We start from the raw sequence: 20,338 nt of genomic DNA, 5'->3' as shown, positions 1-20,338 counted from the left end.
ATCATGGCAACCCCCAAGAACATCGGACAGCGCCGCCTGGTCGTCGGCGCCCACTACGGCATGCGCGACTGGCTGGCCCAGCGCGTCACCGCGATCGTGATGGTGATCTTCACCGTCGTCCTGCTGGTTTCCTTCCTGACCGGCCAGAACTTCACCTACGAAGGCTGGGCCGCGCTGTTCGCCCGCCAGTGGTTCAAGCTCTTTTCGATGGTCACCTTCTTCTGCCTGTTCTACCACGTGTGGGTCGGCGTGCGTGACATCTGGATGGACTACGTCAAACCGGTCGGCATCCGCCTGACCCTGCAGATCGCCACGGTGCTCTGGCTGCTCGCCTGCGCCGCCTGGACTGTGCAAATTCTCTGGAGCGTATAAATCGTGGCAGCATTCAATTCCGCAATTCCCACCCGCCACTTCGATGTGGTCATCGTCGGCGCCGGCGGTTCCGGCCTGCGCGCCGCGCTGCAACTGTCCGAAGCCGGCCTGAACGTGGCCGTGCTGTCCAAGGTCTTCCCGACCCGTTCGCACACCGTGGCCGCGCAGGGCGGCATCGGCGCCTCGCTGGGCAACATGAGCGAGGACGACTGGTACTGGCACATGTTCGACACCGTCAAGGGCTCGGACTACCTGGGCGACCAGGACGCGATCGAATTCATGTGCCGCGAAGCCCCGAAGGTCGTGTACGAGCTGGAACACTTCGGCATGCCGTTCGACCGGAATCCGGACGGCACCATCTACCAGCGTCCGTTCGGCGGCCACACCGCCAACTTCGGCGAGAAGCCGGTGCAGCGCGCCTGCGCCGCCGCCGACCGTACCGGCCACGCGCTGCTGCACACGCTGTACCAGCGTAACGTCCGCTCGCGCACCCACTTCTTCGTCGAATGGCAGGCGCTGGACCTGGTGCGCAACGCCGACGGCGACGTGCTGGGCGTGATGGCGCTGGAAATGGAAACCGGCGACGTCATGATGCTGCAAGCCAAGACCACCGTGTTCGCCACCGGCGGCGCGGGCCGCATCTTCGCCGCCTCGACCAATGCCTTCATCAACACCGGCGACGGCCTGGGCATGGCGGCGCGCGCCGGCATCCCGCTGCAGGACATGGAGTTCTGGCAGTTCCACCCGACCGGCGTGGCCGGCGCGGGCGTCCTGATCACCGAGGGCGTGCGCGGCGAGGGCGGCATCCTGATCAACTCGAACGGCGAACGCTTCATGGAGCGCTACGCGCCCACGCTGAAGGACCTGGCGCCGCGCGACTTCGTCTCGCGCTCGATGGACCAGGAGATCAAGGAAGGCCGCGGCGTCGGCCCGAACAAGGACCACGTGCTGCTGGACCTGCGCCACATCGGCGCGGACACGATCCGCAAGCGCCTGCCGTCGATCCTGGAGATCGGCCACAAGTTCGCCAACGTCGACGCGACCAAGGAACCGATCCCCGTCGTCCCGACCATCCACTACCAGATGGGCGGCATCCCGACCAATATCCACGGCCAGGTCGTGGTCCCGGACGGCACCGGCTCGCAGAAGATCGTCAATGGCCTGTACGCGATCGGCGAATGCTCGTGCGTCTCGGTGCACGGCGCCAACCGCCTGGGCACCAATTCGCTGCTCGACCTGGTGGTGTTCGGCCGCGCGGCCGGCAACCACATCGTCGGCCAGAACCTGAAGGCGCAGGGCAACCGCGCGCTGCCGAAGGACTTCGCCGACTACGCGCTGGGCCGCCTGAACGCCCTCGAGAACTCGACCGGCGGCGAGAAGGTGCAGGACGTCGCCAACGCGATCCGCTCGACCATGCAGAAGCACTGCGGCGTGTTCCGCACCCAGGCGCTGATGGACGAAGGCGTCAAGGAAATCATGGCGCTGGACGAGCGCCGCAAGCACGTGTCGTTCAAGGACAAGTCGAAGGTGTTCAACACCGCCCGCATCGAAGCGATCGAGCTGGACAACCTGATCGAAGTGGCGAAGGCGACCGTCGTCTCGGCCGCGGCGCGCAAGGAATCGCGCGGCGCCCACGCCCACAGCGACTACGAGCAGCGCGACGACGAAAACTGGATGAAGCACACGCTGTTCTTCTCGGAAGGCAACCGTCTCGACTACAAGCCGGTCGTGACCAAGCCGCTGACGGTCGATACCTTCAAGCCGAAGCCCCGTACGTTCTGATCAAGACGCAAATTTTTCCTGGACGGGAGCCCGTCCAACTGAATAGGTAAAACAATGGCACGCACAGTCCAACTGAAGATCTACCGCTACGATCCGGACAAGGATTCGAAGCCTTACATGCAAGACATCACCGTCGAGCTGAAAGACACCGACAAGATGCTGCTCGACGCCCTGCAGCGCATCAAGTCCGACGTCGACGACTCGCTGGCGCTGCGCCGCTCCTGCCGCGAAGGCGTGTGCGGTTCGGACGCGATGAACATCAACGGCAAGAACGGCCTGGCCTGCACCACCAACCTGAACGAGCTGACCCAGCCGATCGTGCTGCGTCCGCTGCCGGGCCTGCCGGTGGTGCGCGACCTGATCGTCGACATGACCAACTTCTTCAAGCAGTACCACTCGATCAAGCCGTTCCTGATCAACGACTCGATCCCGCCGGAGAAGGAGCGCCTGCAGTCGCCGGAAGAGCGCGAGGAACTGGACGGCGTGTACGAGTGCATCCTGTGCGCGTGCTGCTCGACCTCGTGCCCGTCGTTCTGGTGGAACCCGGACAAGTTCGTCGGTCCGGCCGGCCTGCTGCAGGCCTACCGCTTCATCGCCGACTCGCGCGACGAAGCCACCAACGAGCGCCTGGACAACCTGGAAGACCCGTACCGCCTGTTCCGCTGCCACTCGATCATGAATTGCACGGACGTGTGCCCGAAGGGCCTGAATCCGAACAAGGCGATCGGCAAGATCAAGGAATTGCTGGTCCGCCGGGCAATCTGAGGCGGATGCCTGCGTAGGGTGGACGGGTTTCCCGTCCACGCGTTCGGCCGGTGCGAGCATGACCATGCCGTGACCGGTATGCGCCTGCCGAACGCGTGGACGGCGGAGCCGTCCACCTTACGGCGCGTTATCGCCGAAAAGGGTATATTGCGGCGGTATCGCGCCTTAATTGTTGCTATAAATACAGTAAAACTACCGTACTGTCGCGAACCGGCAGCCGGAGTATAGTGTCGACCAAACAACGGACTCCAGTGTGAACACGCATCAATCCGACCCCGCCAACCGTGCGCGCCTGCGCTGGCGCGCCCGCCGTGGCCTGCTCGAAAACGACCTGATCCTCACGCGCTTCCTGGATGCGCACGAAGAGGGATTGACGGACGAGGAAGTCGATGCGCTGACCCGTTTGCTGGACCTGGCGGACAATCCGCTGATGGACCTGCTGCTGGGGCGCGCCGAGCCCGAAGGCGAAGTCGACCTCCCGCACGTGCGCGCATTGCTGGCGCGCTTGCGGCAAGCGTAAAACGAATCCGAGCTTCGTTTTTTTGTTATGTAGACCCACCTCCAAGATAAGGAAGTGCCATGAACATCTCTGATACCAAAGCCACCCTGTCGTTCTCGGACGGCAGCCCGTCGGTCGACATGCCGATCTACAAGGGCACGATCGGCCCGGACGTCGTCGACATCCGCAAGCTGTACGGCCAGACCGGCAAGTTCACCTACGATCCGGGCTTCATGTCGACCGCCGCCTGCCAGTCGGCCATCACCTACATCGATGGCGACAAGGGCGAACTGCTGTACCGCGGCTACCCGATCGAGCAGCTGGCCGTCGAGTGCGACTTCCTGGAAACCTGCTACCTGCTGCTGAACGGCGAACTGCCGAACGCCGAACAGAAGGCCGAGTTCGAGACCACCGTGACCCGTCACACGATGATCCACGAACAGATGCAGTTCTTCTTCCGCGGCTTCCGTCGCGACGCGCACCCGATGTCGGTGCTGGTGGGTACCGTCGGCGCACTGGCGTCGTTCTACCACGACTCGCTCGACATCAACGATGCCAAGCAGCGCGAGATCTCGGCGATCCGCCTGATCGCCAAGCTGCCGACCCTGGTCGCCATGGCGTACAAGTACTCGATCGGCCAGCCGTTCATGTACCCGCGCAACGACCTGTCGTACAGCGCGAACTTCATGCACATGATGTTCGGCAACCCGTGCGAAGAGTACAAGGTCAACGACGTGCTGGTGCGCGCGCTGGACCGCATCCTGATCCTGCACGCCGACCACGAGCAGAACGCATCGACCTCGACCGTCCGCCTGGCCGGTTCGTCGGGCGCCAACCCGTTCGCCTGCATCGCCGCCGGCATCGCCTGCCTGTGGGGCCCGGCACACGGCGGCGCGAACGAAGCCGCACTGAACATGCTGAAGGAAATCGGCAGCGTCGAGAACATCCCGGCCTTCATCGAGAAGGTCAAGGACAAGAACTCGGGCGTCAAGCTGATGGGCTTCGGTCACCGCGTCTACAAGAACTTCGACCCGCGCGCCAAGCTGATGCGCGAAACCTGCCACGAAGTGCTGGCCGAACTGGGCCTGCAGGACGATCCGCTGTTCAAGCTGGCGATGGAACTGGAAAAGATCGCCCTGAACGACGAATACTTCGTGTCGCGCAAGCTGTACCCGAACGTCGACTTCTACTCGGGCATCGTGCAGTCCGCGCTGGGCATCCCGGTCTCGCTGTTCACCGGCATCTTCGCGATGGCACGCACCATCGGCTGGATCGCCCAGTGGAACGAGATGATCGCCGATCCGGAACAGAAGATCGGCCGTCCGCGCCAGCTGTTCGTCGGCTCGGAAGTCCGCGACGTGCCGGGCATCGACAAGCGTTGATCGCAGGCTGAAAACGGCAAACAAAGAAGCGGGCTGCGGCCCGCTTTTTTGTTTTGCGCCAAAAGTAACGTCCGTCTTCCGCCAAACCACCAAAAAGATGAACCCACCTCAAACCGGGGTCAGAGCCCGGCTCTGACCCCGGTTTGAGGTTGCGCAAACGAGAACGGCCGCGGGATCGCTCCGGCGGCCGTTCGTTGGGGGATGAAGGAAAGTTATTGCTGGTAGTACGGCTCGACGGTGCCCTTGATCTTGATGAGCATCGGCCGGCCCTTGCGGTCGAGCACCTTGCCGGCGGCGACCTTGATCCAGCCTTCGCTGATGCAGTATTCCTCGACGTCGTTGCGTTCCTTGCCGTTGAAACGGATGCCGACCGGGTGCTTGAAGATTTCCGCGTCGTGGTGGGGGCTCTTCGGGTCGATGGACAGGCGGTCGGGCAGGGGTGGGAGTTGGGTAGTATCGTTCATGGCCGGAATTATCCACGATTCCGGGCGCGGGCGCGAGTCCGGCCTGACCCGTGCGGGTGGACGCCGCGACAACATTTGGCTATGCTGGGCCGCCTGTCAACCAGCTTTCGTCTTCATGAAACACACCTCCGGCAACATCTACCGGATCCCGCGCCGCTTCAACTGGGTTTTCGTCATCGGCGGCTTCGCCTTCGTCGCGCTGATGCTCATGATGTGGCGCTGGGGCGGCACGGTCGAGGATTCGCTGGCCTATTTCGATACCGCGCGCTGGCTGCGCGGCGAGATTCCCGCCACCGAGCTGCGTGCCCCTTTCCCGTATCGCATCGCCGTGCCGGCCCTGGCCGCGCTCCTGCCCGGCGACGTGCGCCAGACCTTCGCCTTCCTGAACTGGATCTTCACCACCGCCACCGCCTGCCTGGCGGCGGCCACCGTGCGTCGCCTGGGCTTCGGCACCCAGCGCGCGCTGGCCGCCGGCCTGCTGGTGCTCGTCTCGCTGCCGACCTTCTGGTACGCGCCCTACCTGCTGGTCGACCCGGGCGCGATCTGCATGCGCGCCCTGTTCGTGTTCGCCGTCCTGCTGGCCAAGCCGCGGCTCGCGCTGGCCGCCGCGCTGGCCGCGACCGCCATCCGCGAGGAAAACATCCTGCTGCTCGGCTGGCTGGTCGCGCTGCGCCAGGTCGACCGCCGCCAGGGCCTGGCCGCGCTCGCCGGCGCGCTTGCCTGGCTGCTGGCCGTGCGCTGGTGGCTGGTGCCGGGCCTGCCGCACTACGGCTGGGTGCCGAACCTGGGCACATTGATGAACCTGCTCGAGGACTGGCGCGGCCTGCTGTCGCTGGCCGGCTGCGCGGGCCTCGTGCTGCCGCTGGCGCTGGCCGGCATGCGGCGCGCGCCGGCGCGCCTGCGGCCCCTGAAGAGCCTGCTCGTGCTGATGGCGCTGCCGCCGCTGTACGCCGCGCTCAGCGTGCGCGTCGAGGGCAGGATCGTCTGGAGCCTGTATCCGTTCCTGGTGCCGTTCGCCGTCGCCGTCGGCCTGCCGCGCGGCGAGCGGGAGCATCCCGACGTGCGCGACCTCAGGGCCGCGCGGCGCGCCTGACCTCGTCCATCACGGGCGCATGCCGCGCCATCAGCGCGGCGACCCAGTCGGCGAAGACGCGCAGCCTCGGGCTGACGTGGCGGCTCGGCGGCCAGGCGAGGTGCATCGGCATCGGCGCCAGGCGCCAGTCGGCGAACAGCCGCACCAGGTCGCCACGCGCCGCATGGGCCTGCGCCATGTAGTCGGGCAGCCACAGCACGCCCAGTCCCGCCACCCCGGCCGCCAGGTACGCATTGCCTTCGTCGATCCCGAGCACGTAGCGCCCCGCGACGCGCACCGTCTCGTCGCCGCGCGTCATCGTGACCGGCACGTTGCGGCCCGTGCTCGACCAGCGAAACCCCACCACCTGGTGCGGCGCCGCCTCCAGGTCGCGCGGATGGGCGGGCAGGCCCGCGCGTGCCAGGTAGCTAGGTGCGGCATACACGCCCAGTTGCAGGTCGCCGACGTGGCGCGCCACCAGCGACTGGTCGGCCAGCACGCCGCCGCGCAGCACGCAATCGACGTTTTCCCCGATGACGTCGACGGGCCGGTCGCTCACGCCCAGCTCGAGCTGGATGTCGGGGTATTGCGCATGGAAACCGGGCAGCGCCGGCACCAGCAGCATGCTGGCCAGCGGACTGGGCACGTCCACGCGCAGCCGGCCGCGCGGCAGCGTCGAGGCGCTGGGCAGGTTGGTCTCGGCATCGCTCATGTCGGCCAGGATACGCAGCACGCGCTCGTAGTAGACGGCGCCGTCGGGCGTGACGTTGACCTTGCGCGTCGTGCGGTGCAGCAGCTTCACGCGCAGCCGCGCCTCCAGCTGCTGCACCAGCTGCGTGACGCTGGTCTTGCTCATGTCCAGCGTGCGCGCGGCCTGGGTGAAGCTGCCGGTTTCCACCACGCGCGCGAACGCGCGCATCGCATCGAATCGATCCATTGCCCGTCTCCTAGATTGTTTGGATTATACAAACAGTGAAGGATGGATTTGCTCGTTTATCTTCGAAATGCGAAAGATTACAGTGCAGGCATGTCCACCCATCGAGGAGCAATGCATGAGCAAGCGCGACGCCGTCTTTCCGCCTGGACGCCAGGCACTGTATGAAAAGAACCGCTATTCGCCGGCGATCCGGTCGAACGGCTTCCTGTTCGTCTCCGGACAGGTCGGCAGCCGCGAGGATGGTTCGCCCGAGCCGGGACTGGAAGCGCAGGTGCGCCGCGCCTTCGCCAACCTGAACGCCATCCTGGCCAGCGCCGGCTGCAGCTTCGACGACGTGGTCGACGTTACCATCTTCATGGTCGACCCGGAGACGAACTTCGAGGCGGCCTGGCCGATCGTGATGGCGCACTGGGGCGCGGCCCCGCATCCGGCGCTGACGGGGATCGGCGTGACCTGGCTGTACGGCTTCCAGTTCGAGATCAAGGTGATCGCGAAGCTGCCGGATTGACCCGCATCCTCTGGTTGGCCACAAGACCCTCGTCCCGGCGCAGGGCCGGGACCCGATCGTGCAGGCATTGCGGCAGCGCCCGAACATGGGACCCCCGGCCTGCGCCGGGGCGACGGCCCTGCGCTTGACGGCATGCAGGGGTGATTCAGGCCGCCGCCAGGTAAGCCCGCACCAGCCGCCGGTATTCGTCCAGCAGCGGCGCTTCCATGGCGGCGCCCGGCGGCACCTGGCCCACGCCCTTGAGCAGGTGCAGCAGCGCCAGCGCCATCGGCGCACGCCGGGCGGCGGGCAGGGCCGGCAGGGCCACGGCCAGCAGGCTGCCCAGGTCGGCCAGCATCGCTGCGCGCAATTGCTGCCGGCTCGCCTCCAGCCGGCGCGCGTCGACCAGCGCCAGCGCCACGCTGCGCTGCGCGCGCAGTTCCAGCATGACGTCGACCAGCGCATCGCCCAGGGCGGCCGGCGCAAGCCCGTGCGCGCGGCCGCGCAGCGCCGCCAGCCCGTCGGCCAGGCCGTCCGCATAGCTGCGCAGCAGCGCGTCGGCCACGGCTTCCTTGGAGGGGAAGAAGCGGTACAGCGAGCCGACCGCCGTGCTCGATGCGGCGCCGATCTCCGTCATCGTCACCGCATCGTAGCCCTTGTCGAGGAACAGGGCGGCCGCCGCCTGCAGGATCGCGGCCACGCGCGCATGGCCGCGCTGGCGCTTGGGCGCCGCGCCGCGGGCCGGTTCGGAAGACGATGCCGTCATGGAGCAGGGTGGTTAGATGGGACTTGCATTATAGGCCAGCCCGTCGTGGCGTTGACTTATGCGAGACCGTCCTCTACTATCTTTTTATGCGAGGATAGTCTCGCATAACTGACCCTGCCTTCTCTTATTCCCATGACCAACCTGCATCCCCACACCACCGCCCTGGTCCTGATCGACCTCCAGCATGGCAACACGGCGCGCGAACTGGCGCCGTATCCCGCGACCCAGGTCGTCGCCAATTCCGCGCGCCTGGCCGATGCTTGGCGCGCGGCCGGCGCCACCATCGTCTACGTGCGCGTCAGCGTCGGCGAACTGCAGCCGCACGCGGCCGACCGCGCCCTGCCGGGCCTGAAGGTCGTTTCCCCCAACCCGAGCGACATCGTGCCGGAAGCCGGCATGCAGCCGGGCGATTTCCTCGTCACCAAGCGCCAGTGGGGCGCCTTCCATGCGACCGAACTGGACCAGATCCTGCGCCGCCGCGGCATCAAGGACATCGTGTTGACCGGCATCGCCACGAACATCGGCGTCGAGTCGACGGCCCGCGTCGCGCACGACCTCGGCTACGACCTGGTGTTCGTCGAGGATGCGATGTCGTCGATCGGCGATGGCGTGCACCGGTTCGCCGTCGAGCACCTGTTCCCGCTGATGGGACGCGTGCGCAGCACGGACGCGCTGCTGGCCGCGCTGGCGCGGGACTGAACCACGTTCACTGGCACTTGCCGCGGAGCCAGGCGATGGGAATGAAGGACAGGGCCAGCACGCCGCTGAGGAAGAACGTCGGCTGGCGCTTCAGCCCGTCCGCATGCAGGCAGTCCGGCACGGTGGCGTCCTCGACCTGGCGCGCGAACGCATCGTAGCGGTTGGCGCGCAAGGTGTCGGCCTCGTGCAGGCGCGGATTGCCGGGCTGCTCGGCCAGCGTGGCGCGCACGGCCGCGCGGATGGCGTCGGCGCCGGGACGGGCGCTTGTCCGGTCCTGCCGCTGCTGCTCCTGCTCCTGCTCCTGCTGCTGGGGCGACTGCGGCGGCTGCGGCTGCCCCGCCGGCGCCAAAGGGGCCACCCAGTCGCCCGCGCCGGCCTGCGCGCACACGCTTGCCGCCAGCGCGGCCGCCAGCAGGCGCCGCAATGCTTCCCGTTGCGCGTGCTTCATGGCGTGCATTTGCCGCGCAGGATGGCCGCGCCGAGGAAGGGCAGGGCCAGCACGCCGCCCAGTGCCACCGGGCCGATGCGCGGCGGCTGGTGCTTCAGGCCGTCCGGGGTCCAGCAGGACGGCGTGCGCGCCTCCCCGACCTGGCGCGCGAATGCGCCGTAGCGCGCGGTTTCGCCGCGCAGCGCCGACTCCTTGCCTGCGGGCGCGGGCGCCGGGCTATCCGCCAGCGTCTCGCGCACCGCCGTGCGGATGGCGTCGTCGGACAGGCGCAGCCGCATCGCGCCGGACGCGGTTCCCGGCACCGGCTCGGCGGCGGAGGCGGCGCCCAACATCAGCAGGCTTGTGAAGGCGGCAATTTTCATGAGCGGCGCATGTCATGACGGAGTTAACAAATGTACACTAGCGGCAGCGCGAGATCGCCGATTGCACATTTCGTTACATTTCGCTCATGCAATTCGCATGACACGTCCCCTCACAGAAAGGACCCACCATGAAATCGTTCTTCCTTGCCTGTTGCCTGTTGCTGGCTTCCATGTTCCCGACGGCCCAGGCCGCGCCGGCCGCGTCGGTCGATCCGGCGCTGGCCAAGCAGGTCAACGCCTTCGTCGACGCCTGGCACGACGACGCCGCCCATGCGCGCATGGATTACTTCGACAAGATCGCCGCCGACGGCGTCTACATCGGCACCGACCGCAGCGAGCTGTGGAAGCGCGATGCGTTCAAGGAATGGGCGAAAGGCTATTTCCAGGGCAAGACATCGGCGTGGACCTTCCGCGCGACGCAGCGCAATGTGTACGCCAGCCCGGACGGCAAGGTGATCTGGTTCGACGAATTGCTCGACACCGAGAACCTCGGCCACTGCATGGCCAGCGGCGTGATCCGCAAGACCGCCAAGGGCTTCGAGATCGTGCATTACCAGCTGTCGATCGCCGTGCCGAACGAGATCGCGAACCAGGTCACCGGCCTCGTGAAGGCGGCCGAGGCGGGAGCGGCCGGGGCCAAGTAAGGCCGGCAGTGTACGTGGTGGGCATGCGGGGCCTACGGCCTCGCATGCCCACCCGACGATGCTTGCGGTGCCGCTCGACGGGGACCCCGTTCCCACCAGGCGCTGGCCCGATCAGAACAGCGATCCCGTCACCGGCCCCCGTTCTTCCACCCTGGGCGTCTTCGGTGCCTTCGGCGCCGGCCATGCCTTCATCGACTCGGCCGGGAAGGGGCGCAGGAAGCTGCGCGCCTCCTCCGGGTTGCGGCAATGCAGCCAGTCGTCGACCTCGTGCGGCGGCAGCACCACCAGCGAGCGCTTTTCCTCGCCCGGCTTGTGGAAGCGGCGCATCAGCGGATGCTCGTCCGCATTGATCGTGATCTGCGTGAACGAGGCCGCCACCTGGCCGTCGGCCTCGGCCCATGCGCGCCACAGTCCCGCCACGTAGAACAGCGCGTCGTCGCGCATGCCGATGCCGAAGCGCTCGGCGCGGCCGCTTTCGTAGTTCGGCTCGTAGAAGCATTGCATCGGCACGGCGCACAGCTGGGCGCGGCGCCAGGCCGGCGCGTAGGAACGCTTCTCGGCCAGCGACTCGGCGCGCGCATTCATCGTGTCGAACACCTTCACGCCGGGCGGGATGTGACGGCGCGGCACCATGCCGTAGCTGGCCAGGCACAGTTCGCGTGCGCCGCCGGCGCCGGCGCGCAGGATCGGGGCGGGGTAGTCCTTCCAGGTTTCCGTCGGCCAGTCCCAGTCGCGGTACAGGTCGACGAGGACGCCGAGCACCATGTCGAGTTGCTCGGGCAGCGGAGGGCGGTAATTGACGCACATGGTGGACGCACGGGTGAACGGTCAGGCCCCATGATAGCAGCGCCGCCGCCGGCACGCGCAGGCCATCCCGATATGCTAAGGTGGCGCCTTTCCCACGACCCTACGCGCAGCAGCGCGCCACCGCAGTGAGCGACACCGTCCGTCCTTTCGCACCGTCTTCCGGCTACGTCGGCCGGTTCGCGCCATCTCCCACCGGCGTGCTGCATGCCGGCTCGCTGGTGGCGGCACTGGCCAGCTACCTCGACGCGCGCGTCTACCGCGGCACCTGGCTGGTGCGCATCGAAGACGTCGACGAAGGGCGCGCCGTGCCCGGCGCGGCCGAACGGATCCTGGCGCAGCTGGCCTGGCTGGGCATGCATCCGGACGGCGAGGTCGTCTGGCAGAGCCGGCGCAAGCACCTGTACCGGGCCGCCAGCGAGCGCCTGGGGCGGCACGTGTATGGCTGCGGCTGCAACCGCCGCGAGATCGCCGATTCGCGCCTGGGCGTCGCGCCCGACGGCGCGGCGATCTATCCCGGCACTTGCCGCGACGGCCTCGCGCCGGGACGCAGCGCGCGCAGCCTGCGCCTGCGCGTGCCGGAGCCGGGCGCGGACGCCATCGCCTTCGTCGACCGCTTCGCCGGCCCGGTCACGCAACACCTGGCGCGCGAGTCCGGCGACTTCGTGCTGCTGCGCGCCGACGGCTTCTGGGCCTACCAGCTCGCCGTCGTGGTCGACGATGCCGACCAGGGCGTGACCGACGTCGTGCGCGGCGCCGACCTGCTCGATTCGACGCCGCGCCAGATCTGGCTGCAGACGCTGCTCGGCGTGCCGACGCCGCGCTACCTGCACGTGCCGGTGGTGCGCAATGCCGACGGCGAGAAGCTGTCCAAGCAGACCGGGGCGCCCGCCGTGCCGACCACGGGCGGCGCGGCGGACGCGGTGGCGGCGCTGGCGCAGGCGGCCGGCTTCCTTGGCCTGGGAGACATCCGGGCCGGGTCGCTGGCCGCGTTCTGGCAAGCGGCGGTCCCGGCCTGGGCCAGCCTGCTTGCCGCGCGCCCGGGCGCGGCGCTGCCGGGCTAGCCCGGCACGTTCCGCTCGTCCTGACACTGACACTGACACTGCCACTGCCGCCGGCGCCGGCGCCCGCGCCCCAGCAACAGCAGCCCCGCCACGCCGGCACCCAGCATCGTCCACTCGGCCGGCTCGGGTACCGGCGCCGCCACCAGGAAGCCGCGGATCTCGCCGTCCGGATAGGCGTCGGTATGGATGTTGACGTAGGCCCGGTTGCCGTCGATGGCCGCGAGGAGGGCCGAGGAGGCACCCTGCGCGGTGCCGCCGTTGGCCGCCAGGAAGGCCGGCGCGTAGGTGGCGGTATCGCCCAGGTTGAAGGCGGCGGCATACTCGCCCGCCTGCACGCCCGTCGGGAAGCCGGCGAACGGCAGCGCCGCCGGGGCCACGCCGCCGAACGCATCCGGGGTGCAGCAGTGGAGGTGGGCGGCGCTCGTGGTGCCGAGCAGGTCGCGGAACGGCATGTCGACCAGCAACTGCCGGCCGGGAATCTCGATGGTGACGAGGCTGGTGCCCGGCGAGGCGTTGGGCGGGACTTCCAGTGCCCCGCTGCTGACGGCCCGGTACGTCGCGTCGTCGGGCCGGGCGGATGCCGGCGCGGCCAGCGCCGCCGCCCCCGCCAGGGCAAGGATGGGTAGAACACGTTTCATGGATGACCTCCTGTTGAACATGACCCTGCGCAGCACCCCGTCCTGGGATGCTGCCGACACGCTAGCACCGGGCGTCGGGGGAGGCGCACACCATACGGCTGAGATAATGCCTGCTGGAGAGTGCTCGAGATAATCGTTCAGGTGCGCGAGGGCGCGCCGGACAGGGGCCGCTTCAGGATCGTGATGCTGCCGTCCGCTTCGAGGAAGGCGCATTGCATTTCGTGGCGCGCGCAGTCGGCCTGGCGCAACGACTGCTCGATGTCCGAGCCGCCGACGCGGTTGCGCTTGCACACGTTGTCGAAAAATACGCCGTCGCGACCGATCAGGACGGCGTCGCCGTCGAACACCGATTCCATCGTGCGGCTGCAGGCCGACAGCATGCCGATGCCGGCATTGAGCACGATCAGTGTCGCGGCGATGATCAGGCCGCCGCCGACGGAATTGTCGCCGCCGGACATGCCGTTCGACACCGCTTCCGACAGCAGCATCACCACCAGCAGGTCGAAGGGCGTCAGCTGGCTGATCGTGCGCCGCCCGGACAGCCGCACCATCACCAGCAGGGCCAGGTAGACCAGCGCGCCGCGCGCGATAAATTCCCACCAAGGAAGATCCATGTCGAACATCATCGTCTCCAGGAAGCCTACGCCGATAGGCCGATTCTAAGGAAAGACGCTGGCCCGGATCGTTCGCCATGGAACACAGCAGGCATGCGCCGGGGGAGTGTCTTGACACCCGTCGACGCGCGCCCTTATTCTTGCGCCACTTTTGCGTGCCCGGCGGTCGCACGCGCTGTCCGCAGGGCGTCCCGCCCGCGCTTCCGGCCCCCCGATTTCCAGGAACCAGCGATGACACCAGTTCTCTTCCTGCGCGCGTTCGCCGCCGCCGCCGCTGCCGCCCTGTGCGCCTGCCAGGCCGCATACGCCGGCCGTCCCATGGTCACCGACGATGCGACCATCGCCGATCCGGGCAATTGCCAGCTTGAAGCGTGGACGCAACGCCCGCAGGACCAGACCGAATACTGGGCGATGCCGGCCTGCCGCGTCGGTGGCTGGGAACTGGGCGTGGGCGCGGGCCGGATCGGCCCGGACGGCGCCGGCGCCTACCGCTCGCACATGCTGCAGGCCAAGACCATCCTGCGGCCGCTGGAAAAGAACGGCTGGGGCCTCGGCCTGACCATCGCCGACCAGTACCGCCAGGGCCACGGCCTGTCCGGCGACCTGGCGGTACTGGCGCCGCTGTCGCTGTCGCTGCTGGACGACCGCGTGCTGGTGCACCTGAATGCCGGCTGGTCGCGTCCGCAGGCCACGCGCCGCGGCGGCGCGCTGTGGGCGGTGGGCACGGAATGGGCTGCGGCGGGACCGTTGACCCTGACGCTGGAAGCATACGGCGCGCAGCGCGCGCACAGCCATGCCCAGGCCGGGCTGCACCTGGATGTCATCCCGGACCGGCTGGCGCTGGACGCGGGCGTCGGCCGGCGCCTGGGGCGCGGCGGTCCGGAGCGCTACGCGACGCTGGGGCTGACCGTGGCGGCGCCGGTGCTGCGCTGAGCGCAGCGCAGCGCAACTCAACTCAGCTCAGCTCAGCTCAGCTCAGCTCGACTGCGCCCGGCACCCGGCGCAAAAAAACCTCGAAAAATCCGCCGGCCACCGTTATGGGAGGGCGAAGGCGCCGCACGGCACTGCCCGGGACACCCGGGCAGCCGTCCGGCATGCCTGCGTGGACGGGGAGGCGATCCTCCCCGGTTTATCCAACCTATGAACGAATGGTCATGAATACATCCTTGAAACGCCTTGGTCATGCCGTGTTTGCCGCCGCCGTGCTGTCGGCTTGCGGTGGCGGGGGCGACGGCAGCGGCGCCGCTCCCGGCGCGCCGGCCGGCCAGACCGCGCCGGCCACCTTGACCGACGCCCGGATCGTCGCCGATATCAATTTCAGCAATGCCGGCTTCGACATCGGTCCCGACGGCCGTCCCGTCTCCAACCAGCGCCCGGCGGGCACCTGGCGATGGCCGAACACGCCGGCCCAGCCCCTGCTCGTCCATATCCCCGCGCCGGGCAACGCAGTGGAACAGGACCTGGCCGACAAGGTCAATGCGGCCATCAAGACCTACAATGCCAGGCTGGGCGCCTATCTCGTGCTCGAGGCGACCAGCGTGCTTCCCGCCGCCGCCAACGTGATCCAGGTCGGCTACAACAATGCCTGGGTCCCACCCGGCAGCACCGACTACAACAGCTATTGCGCGAACGTGTCGAACGCCGCCGGGTTCGGCAGCACGATCGTCCCGGACAGCCGGAACGCCATCACGAATCCCGTGTTCATGAACCTGGGTAACCACCACTGCAATGTGACGCAGGAGATCGTCAATCACGAGTTCGGCCACGCCCTGGGCCTGGCGATCCACTTCGACGTGTTCGGCAATACGACCGCGCCGGATAATGTCTGGGACGTGCTGGCCACGCTGTATGGCAACCCGGCATCCACCAGGATCGAGAACCTCGTCGTGAAGCGCGCCGCACACTAGCCGCGCCGGTAGCCGGCCGGGCCGGGCGACGGTCTGGCTGCCAACGCCAGCGTTTCAGCCGGAGTCGCCCGCGTCCCGCGCGCCGGCCTGCGCCGGATGCCGCGCCTCCCACGCCGCGAGCGCCAGCGCGTAGTTGTCCAGCGCGAGCTGGTACATGTCGAACACGCAGTGCACGCAGCCGGTGCCGCAGCAGTCTTCCAGCTGCGGTTCGCGGGGCGGGACGGGGCGCGGATCGATGACGGGGGATGGCTGCATGCGGCCAGCATACCGCCTGGCGCCGGCCGCGTCGAGTCAGGCGTCGAGCGCGTAGCTGCGCAGCCGGAAGACCATCCTGCCGTCCTGTCGCACGCACTCGCCGCGCATCGTTTCGCCCTTGCCCAGCTGCCAGACGAGCGCGCTGCCGGCCGCCTTGGTGGCGCAGGCGGCATGCGCGGCGGCGGGCACGGCGGGAATGCGGGGCGCCGGCGGCACGGGCGGCACCGGTGGCACCGGCGGCCGCGCCGGCGGGACGGGCGGGGCGATGGATGCCACGCCGGGTACCGGTGGAACGGGCGGCGGCGCGGGCGGGGCCGGAGGCGCCGGCGGGCCGAACGGGGCCACGCCGGGCGCCGGCGGTGCGGCCGGAGCCGGCGGTGCGGCCGGCGCCGGCGGTGGTGGCGGCGGGGCGGGGCACTTGTCGCTCTTGCCCGTGCAATGGATGCGCACGTGGACGTGGTCGTCGGCGCCGGCGGCGGCCGACAGCAGGGGCAGGGCGGCGGCCAGGGCCGCCAGGATCGTGACAGGGCGTTTCATCGGATTCTCCTCGTTGCGCGGCGCGCGCGGTGCGGCGCGCCATGGAGACATCGTGCATGCGGAATGTGGAGGAAAAATGAAGGCGGCGGCGGGCCGCGGTTCACAGCTCGAACCGGTACCCGACGCCGTAGATCGAGCGGATCGCCTCCACCCCCGGCAGCGCCGCGTCCAGCTTGCGCCGCAGGTTCTTCACGTGGCTGTCGATCGTGCGGTCCGCCACGTCCATGCCGGCGCCGCCGGCGCGCGCCAGGTCGAGCAGCTGGGCGCGCGAGAACACCTGCCCGGGACGGCGCGCCAGCGCTGCCAGGATGCCGTACTCGGTCGGCGTCAGGTCGAGCGCGCGGCCCTGGACGGCGATGCGGCGCGCCGCCGCGTCGACCGCCAGCAGCGGCGCCGCCGGCGCGTGGCCGCTGCGGCGCAGGATCGCCTTGATGCGCGCCATCAGCTCGCGCGGACTGAACGGCTTGCACAGGTAGTCGTCGGCGCCCGCTTCCAGGCCGAGCAGGCGGTCGATCTCTTCCACCCGCGCCGTCGTCATGATCACCGGGATGTCCGACCCGGCGCGCAGCGCGCCGCACACGGCCAGCCCGTCCAGGCCCGGCAGCATCAGGTCCAGCACCACCAGCGCCGGCGGATCGGACCGGATCGCTTCCAGCGCCACGGCGCCGTCGTCGAACGGCTGCGGCAGGTAGCCGGCGGCGCGCGCGTAGTCGGCCACCAGGCCGGCGAGTTCCGGCTCGTCCTCGACGATGGCGATGCGTGGCGGGGTGGCGCTCATGCGGACTCCTCGATCCGGCGTGCCAGCGGCATGACGATGGTGGCGCGCAGGCCGCGCAGCGGCGAATGCGCGAAGCGCAGGCCGGCACCCTGCGCATCGAGCAGGCGCCGGCACAGCGCCAGGCCCAGGCCGGCGCCGCCGTGGGCGCGGCTGCGCGAGGCGTCGACCCGGTAGAAGCGGTCGGCCAGGCGTTCCAGCGCGCCGTCCGGCACGCCCGGGGCGCTGTCGTCGAGATGCACCTGCAGGGCCTGCTCGGCTGCCGCCACGTGCGCATGCAGGTGCACGCGCCCGCCCGCGGCCGTGTAGCGCAGGCTGTTCTCGAACAGGTTGTCGAGCACCTGGCGCATGCGGTCCGGGTCGGCCAGCACCACGGCGTCGGACGGCGCGGGGCCGATCTCCAGCGCCAGGCCGGCGCCGCGCAGGCGCTCGCCGAAGGCCGCGGCGCGCTCCGTGGCCAGCGTCCACAGGTCGAGCGGGACCAGCGCGCAGTCGAGGGCGCCGACGTCGGCGCGCGCCAGCGCATACAGCTCGTCGATCAGCTTGTTCAGGGCCAGCACCTGGCGCAGCATGGCGTCGACATTGGCCGGGGTGGCGGCGCGCACGCCGTCCTGCAGCGCCTCGAGCTGGGCGCGCAGCACGGCCAGCGGCGTGCGCAGTTCGTGCGAGGTGTCGGCCACCCACTGGCGGCGCGCTTCCTCGGCGCCGGCCAGGCGCTGCGCCAGCGCATTGAAGTGGCGCGCCAGGTTGCCCAGTTCGTCGCTGCGCCCGGCCGCCAGGCGCACGTCGAAGCGGCCGTCGGCCAGGCGGCGCGCGCCATGCTCGAGCGCGAGGATCGGACGGCGGAAATGGCGCGCCAGCAGCATCGCGGCAAGCGCGGACAGCGCCACGGCGCCGGCCACGATCAGCCACAGGCTCTTGCCCAGCTGCTCCAGGAAGGCGTAGGCCATGGCGTCGTCGGGGCGGGGGCTGCGCGCCACCGCCAGCCAGCCGACGGTGCGGCCGTCGACCTCGATGGCGCGGCGCGCCGGCGCCGGCATGGCCGCCGCGGCGGCGCGGCGGCCGGCCAGCCAGGCGCCGTCGGCATCGAAGAGGGTGATGCGGCGCGCCAGCGGCAGCGCGTCGTCCGGGAGGGGCGGCGCGGGGGCGCCGCCGGACGGCGAGGGCGACGGCGGGTGCGACGGCGGCAGGCGCGGCGGCGGCAGCGGCGGCAGCGGCGCCGCGGGCGGGGCCGGTGGGGCCGGTGGCGCGAGGAGGGCCGTCCAGCCGGCGGCGCGCGCCGGGGCGGCGGGGACGACGGGCGCCGCCGGCGCTGCCGGAGCCGCCGGAGCCGCCGGCGCCACCGGCGCCACCGGCGCCACCGGCGCCACCGGCGCTACCGCCGCCACCTCCGCCGCCGGTGCCGCCGGCGCGACCGGCGCGACCGGCGCTACGGGCGCCACCGCCGCCACCGGCGATACCGGCGCCACCTGGTCGCGCGCCTGCTGCAGGCGTTCCAGCTCGCCCGCGATCCAGTCGCGCCGGCCGTCGGCGGGGATGAAGGTCCAGCCACGCGTGGCGCGGTAGCGCGTCGCGAGCGCCGCCGACAGTTCTTCCAGGCGGTCGAGTTCGATGGCCGCGGCATAGTCGCCGAAGCCGGCCAGCACGTTCTGGCGCAGCAGGAACACGGCGCCGGCCGCCACCGCGAGGATCGCCAGCAGGACCGAGGCGAACAGGCGGTGGCCGATCGAGAAGCGCAAGAGAGGTCTCCGGCGACGGCGGGTCAGGCCCCGAAGCGGGCGAAGGCGCGCGCCACCAGGGCGTGGGCGTCGTGCTCGACGATGGCGTCGTGCGCCACGATCACGCGCGTGAACGGCCAGCGCAGCACGGCGCGCGCGCTGGCGGCGGCGGCGCCCTTGTCGCGCGTGACCAGGCGTACCGTGCGCGGCACGTCGAAGCGCTTGCGCACGCCGGTCAGGCGCGCATACAGGGCCACCCGCCAGTCCAGCGGCCCGCTCCAGCACTGCAGGATGTCGCAGGCGACCAGCGTGCCGGAGGCCTTGTGGAACCACAGCACTTCGTTGACGAAGGGCTGGCCGTGGAACCAGGCCTGTTCGAGCTCGTCGGCCCATTCCGGCTCGACGCTGTCGCCCAGCGTGCGCAGGCCCGCGATGTCGGGGCGCTTGGCGGCCAGGCCCGGCGCGCCGTAGACGGCGGCGTCCGGGAACATGCGCTTGCAGTGCTTGACGTACAGGTGGTGCGCCCGGTTCGGCGCCACGATCCAGGCGACCGTGCCGAGCTGCGCCAGCTGGGCACGGACGGTCTCGTCGAAGCGCACCGGCGAGTGGATCCACAGGCGGCCGTCGGCGAAGCGGATCACCGTCATGCGCGAGGTGAAGGACAGCCCGGCCGCCTTCATGCCGGATTGCATGTGCCACAAATTGGGAGCGATCTGGGTAAGCATGCGCCGATTCTAATGCACGGCCGGCAAGGCGGAAAGCACATTGCCTGACCGGCCGGAACGCCGGGCGCGGCGCCTGCCGATACATGCATTTACATTGTGACTTGAAACGTTACATGCCGGTGCTGGCCGGTGCGGGGCCGCTGTCTTAAGCTGGCACGCCGGACCAAGGAATGCCATGCACGCTTCGATCTCGTTTCGCCTGTTGCCGGACACGATTGCGCCCAAGACCCTGAAAGCGTTCCGCCGCGATGCCGGATGGAACGTCGACGGGCAGGATGCCGGCCGTCCGGCCCAGCCTGGCGGCCTGGTACGCTGGGCCGTCGTCCAGACCGGGTCGCGCACGATCGGCATCGCGCGCCTGGAACTGGCGCCGCCGCAGTTTTGCTACGTGTCCGACCTCATCCTCCTGAAGCCGCACCGCGGCCGCGGCCTGGGCGGCTGGTTCATGCAGCAGATCGAGCGCCACTGCATGGACATGGGCATCCCGCGCGTGCTGCTGCAGCCCACCGGCGGCAGCGCGGGCTTCTACGAGAAGCTCAGCTTCAGCGCCGACCCGCACGTCGCCGGCTTCCTCAAGAAGGAACTCGGGCCGCAGCGCCGCCGCACGCCGGCGTGCTGAGCC

At 69.6% G+C, this 20,338-nt stretch carries 26 protein-coding genes; 13 read left to right on the top strand and 13 right to left on the bottom strand.

Annotation, left to right across the window (positions count from 1 at the left end):
• Nucleotides 1–3: 3 nt before the first annotated feature.
• The 5 genes from sdhD to gltA all read left to right on the top strand — a co-directional run bounded on the left by sdhD (nucleotide 4) and on the right by gltA (nucleotide 4,800).
• Nucleotides 4–372, top strand: coding sequence for a succinate dehydrogenase, hydrophobic membrane anchor protein (sdhD, locus tag QZ749_RS07685; protein ID WP_296945247.1), 369 nt, complete (start codon nucleotides 4–6; stop codon nucleotides 370–372).
• Nucleotides 373–375: 3 nt separating this feature from the next.
• Nucleotides 376–2,154, top strand: a complete 1,779-nt coding sequence (sdhA, locus tag QZ749_RS07680; protein ID WP_296945245.1) for a succinate dehydrogenase flavoprotein subunit — start codon at nucleotides 376–378, stop codon at nucleotides 2,152–2,154.
• Nucleotides 2,155–2,208: 54 nt separating this feature from the next.
• Nucleotides 2,209–2,919 (top strand): succinate dehydrogenase iron-sulfur subunit, encoded by a 711-nt coding sequence (locus tag QZ749_RS07675; RefSeq protein ID WP_296945243.1) that lies wholly within the window; start codon nucleotides 2,209–2,211, stop codon nucleotides 2,917–2,919.
• A 253-nt stretch (nucleotides 2,920–3,172) separates the two neighbouring features.
• On the top strand, nucleotides 3,173–3,439 hold the full coding sequence (locus QZ749_RS07670; protein ID WP_296945242.1) for a succinate dehydrogenase assembly factor 2: 267 nt from the start codon (nucleotides 3,173–3,175) through the stop codon (nucleotides 3,437–3,439).
• A gap of 59 nt (nucleotides 3,440–3,498) precedes the next feature.
• Nucleotides 3,499–4,800: a citrate synthase gene (gene gltA / locus QZ749_RS07665; RefSeq protein WP_296945241.1), complete on the top strand. Its 1,302-nt coding sequence runs from the start codon at nucleotides 3,499–3,501 to the stop codon at nucleotides 4,798–4,800.
• Between the two features lie 212 nt (nucleotides 4,801–5,012).
• Here gltA and QZ749_RS07660 read toward each other — a convergent pair whose 3' ends face one another.
• Complete coding sequence (locus QZ749_RS07660; protein WP_296945239.1) at nucleotides 5,013–5,264, bottom strand: DUF3297 family protein; 252 nt, start codon at nucleotides 5,262–5,264, stop codon at nucleotides 5,013–5,015.
• A 115-nt stretch (nucleotides 5,265–5,379) separates the two neighbouring features.
• Here QZ749_RS07660 and QZ749_RS07655 point away from each other — a divergent pair, with 115 nt between their 5' ends.
• Nucleotides 5,380–6,357, top strand: a complete 978-nt coding sequence (locus QZ749_RS07655; protein WP_296945238.1) for a hypothetical protein — start codon at nucleotides 5,380–5,382, stop codon at nucleotides 6,355–6,357.
• Here QZ749_RS07655 and QZ749_RS07650 read toward each other — a convergent pair.
• On the bottom strand, nucleotides 6,335–7,273 hold the full coding sequence (locus QZ749_RS07650; protein ID WP_296945237.1) for a LysR family transcriptional regulator: 939 nt from the start codon (nucleotides 7,271–7,273) through the stop codon (nucleotides 6,335–6,337). The two genes, QZ749_RS07655 and QZ749_RS07650, sit on opposite strands and share 23 nt — an antisense overlap.
• A gap of 115 nt (nucleotides 7,274–7,388) precedes the next feature.
• Between QZ749_RS07650 and QZ749_RS07645 the strand changes: the two genes are divergently transcribed.
• Complete coding sequence (locus tag QZ749_RS07645) at nucleotides 7,389–7,781, top strand: RidA family protein (protein WP_296945234.1); 393 nt, start codon at nucleotides 7,389–7,391, stop codon at nucleotides 7,779–7,781.
• A 145-nt stretch (nucleotides 7,782–7,926) separates the two neighbouring features.
• On the opposite strand, the gene QZ749_RS07640 is transcribed toward QZ749_RS07645, so the two are convergent.
• Nucleotides 7,927–8,526, bottom strand: a complete 600-nt coding sequence (locus QZ749_RS07640; RefSeq protein ID WP_296945232.1) for a TetR/AcrR family transcriptional regulator — start codon at nucleotides 8,524–8,526, stop codon at nucleotides 7,927–7,929.
• Nucleotides 8,527–8,658: 132 nt separating this feature from the next.
• On the opposite strand from QZ749_RS07640, the gene QZ749_RS07635 reads away from it, so the two are divergent.
• The gene (locus QZ749_RS07635) at nucleotides 8,659–9,225 is read left to right on the top strand and encodes an isochorismatase family protein (protein ID WP_296945230.1); all 567 of its coding nucleotides are present in this window, start codon (nucleotides 8,659–8,661) and stop codon (nucleotides 9,223–9,225) included.
• A gap of 7 nt (nucleotides 9,226–9,232) precedes the next feature.
• Here QZ749_RS07635 and QZ749_RS07630 read toward each other — a convergent pair whose 3' ends face one another.
• Nucleotides 9,233–9,673 (bottom strand): hypothetical protein, encoded by a 441-nt coding sequence (locus QZ749_RS07630; RefSeq protein WP_296945228.1) that lies wholly within the window; start codon nucleotides 9,671–9,673, stop codon nucleotides 9,233–9,235.
• A complete protein-coding gene (locus QZ749_RS07625) occupies nucleotides 9,670–10,035 on the bottom strand; it encodes a hypothetical protein (protein WP_296945226.1) in 366 nt (121 codons plus the stop codon). Before QZ749_RS07625 ends, QZ749_RS07630 begins: the two co-directional genes overlap by 4 nt.
• A gap of 128 nt (nucleotides 10,036–10,163) precedes the next feature.
• On the opposite strand from QZ749_RS07625, the gene QZ749_RS07620 reads away from it, so the two are divergent.
• Nucleotides 10,164–10,679: a nuclear transport factor 2 family protein gene (locus QZ749_RS07620; RefSeq protein WP_296945225.1), complete on the top strand. Its 516-nt coding sequence runs from the start codon at nucleotides 10,164–10,166 to the stop codon at nucleotides 10,677–10,679.
• A 111-nt stretch (nucleotides 10,680–10,790) separates the two neighbouring features.
• Here the strand turns inward: QZ749_RS07620 and QZ749_RS07615 are convergent, their stop codons facing one another.
• Nucleotides 10,791–11,486, bottom strand: coding sequence for an SOS response-associated peptidase (locus QZ749_RS07615; protein ID WP_296945224.1), 696 nt, complete (start codon nucleotides 11,484–11,486; stop codon nucleotides 10,791–10,793).
• A gap of 125 nt (nucleotides 11,487–11,611) precedes the next feature.
• Here QZ749_RS07615 and gluQRS point away from each other — a divergent pair, with 125 nt between their 5' ends.
• Nucleotides 11,612–12,547 carry a tRNA glutamyl-Q(34) synthetase GluQRS gene (gluQRS, locus tag QZ749_RS07610; RefSeq protein WP_296945223.1) on the top strand — a complete coding sequence of 312 codons (936 nt, stop codon included), beginning with the start codon at nucleotides 11,612–11,614 and terminating at the stop codon, nucleotides 12,545–12,547.
• On the opposite strand, the gene QZ749_RS07605 is transcribed toward gluQRS, so the two are convergent.
• Both QZ749_RS07605 and QZ749_RS07600 read right to left on the bottom strand, forming a co-directional pair.
• The gene (locus QZ749_RS07605) at nucleotides 12,544–13,185 is read right to left on the bottom strand and encodes a CHRD domain-containing protein (protein ID WP_296945222.1); all 642 of its coding nucleotides are present in this window, start codon (nucleotides 13,183–13,185) and stop codon (nucleotides 12,544–12,546) included. The genes gluQRS and QZ749_RS07605 overlap by 4 nt on opposite strands.
• Nucleotides 13,186–13,322: 137 nt before the next feature.
• Complete coding sequence (locus tag QZ749_RS07600) at nucleotides 13,323–13,799, bottom strand: DUF421 domain-containing protein (RefSeq protein WP_307726656.1); 477 nt, start codon at nucleotides 13,797–13,799, stop codon at nucleotides 13,323–13,325.
• A 231-nt stretch (nucleotides 13,800–14,030) separates the two neighbouring features.
• Here QZ749_RS07600 and QZ749_RS07595 point away from each other — a divergent pair, with 231 nt between their 5' ends.
• Both QZ749_RS07595 and QZ749_RS07590 read left to right on the top strand, forming a co-directional pair.
• Nucleotides 14,031–14,732, top strand: coding sequence for a hypothetical protein (locus tag QZ749_RS07595; protein ID WP_296945221.1), 702 nt, complete (start codon nucleotides 14,031–14,033; stop codon nucleotides 14,730–14,732).
• 221 nt (nucleotides 14,733–14,953) lie between these two features.
• Complete coding sequence (locus QZ749_RS07590; protein WP_296945220.1) at nucleotides 14,954–15,706, top strand: hypothetical protein; 753 nt, start codon at nucleotides 14,954–14,956, stop codon at nucleotides 15,704–15,706.
• A 54-nt stretch (nucleotides 15,707–15,760) separates the two neighbouring features.
• Here the strand turns inward: QZ749_RS07590 and QZ749_RS07585 are convergent, their stop codons facing one another.
• The 5 genes from QZ749_RS07585 to QZ749_RS07565 form a co-directional block, all read right to left on the bottom strand.
• The gene (locus QZ749_RS07585; protein WP_296945218.1) at nucleotides 15,761–15,961 is read right to left on the bottom strand and encodes an oxidoreductase-like domain-containing protein; all 201 of its coding nucleotides are present in this window, start codon (nucleotides 15,959–15,961) and stop codon (nucleotides 15,761–15,763) included.
• 36 nt (nucleotides 15,962–15,997) lie between these two features.
• The gene (locus QZ749_RS07580; protein ID WP_296945217.1) at nucleotides 15,998–16,498 is read right to left on the bottom strand and encodes a hypothetical protein; all 501 of its coding nucleotides are present in this window, start codon (nucleotides 16,496–16,498) and stop codon (nucleotides 15,998–16,000) included.
• 100 nt (nucleotides 16,499–16,598) lie between these two features.
• Nucleotides 16,599–17,276, bottom strand: a complete 678-nt coding sequence (locus QZ749_RS07575; RefSeq protein ID WP_296945215.1) for a response regulator — start codon at nucleotides 17,274–17,276, stop codon at nucleotides 16,599–16,601.
• On the bottom strand, nucleotides 17,273–19,012 hold the full coding sequence (locus QZ749_RS07570; RefSeq protein ID WP_296945214.1) for an ATP-binding protein: 1,740 nt from the start codon (nucleotides 19,010–19,012) through the stop codon (nucleotides 17,273–17,275). The genes QZ749_RS07575 and QZ749_RS07570 overlap by 4 nt, the downstream gene beginning before the upstream one ends.
• Nucleotides 19,013–19,035: 23 nt before the next feature.
• Entirely contained in the window at nucleotides 19,036–19,716 is a 681-nt protein-coding gene (locus QZ749_RS07565; RefSeq protein ID WP_296945213.1) for a DUF4336 domain-containing protein, read from the bottom strand.
• Nucleotides 19,717–19,891: 175 nt separating this feature from the next.
• Between QZ749_RS07565 and QZ749_RS07560 the strand changes: the two genes are divergently transcribed.
• Nucleotides 19,892–20,335, top strand: a complete 444-nt coding sequence (locus QZ749_RS07560) for a GNAT family N-acetyltransferase (protein WP_296945212.1) — start codon at nucleotides 19,892–19,894, stop codon at nucleotides 20,333–20,335.
• Nucleotides 20,336–20,338: the final 3 nt, after the last annotated feature.

This window comes from uncultured Massilia sp. (assembly GCF_913773735.1).
In the GTDB taxonomy this organism is placed as follows: domain Bacteria; phylum Pseudomonadota; class Gammaproteobacteria; order Burkholderiales; family Burkholderiaceae_D; genus Telluria.
This window is presented reverse-complemented; position numbering and strand designations above follow the sequence as displayed.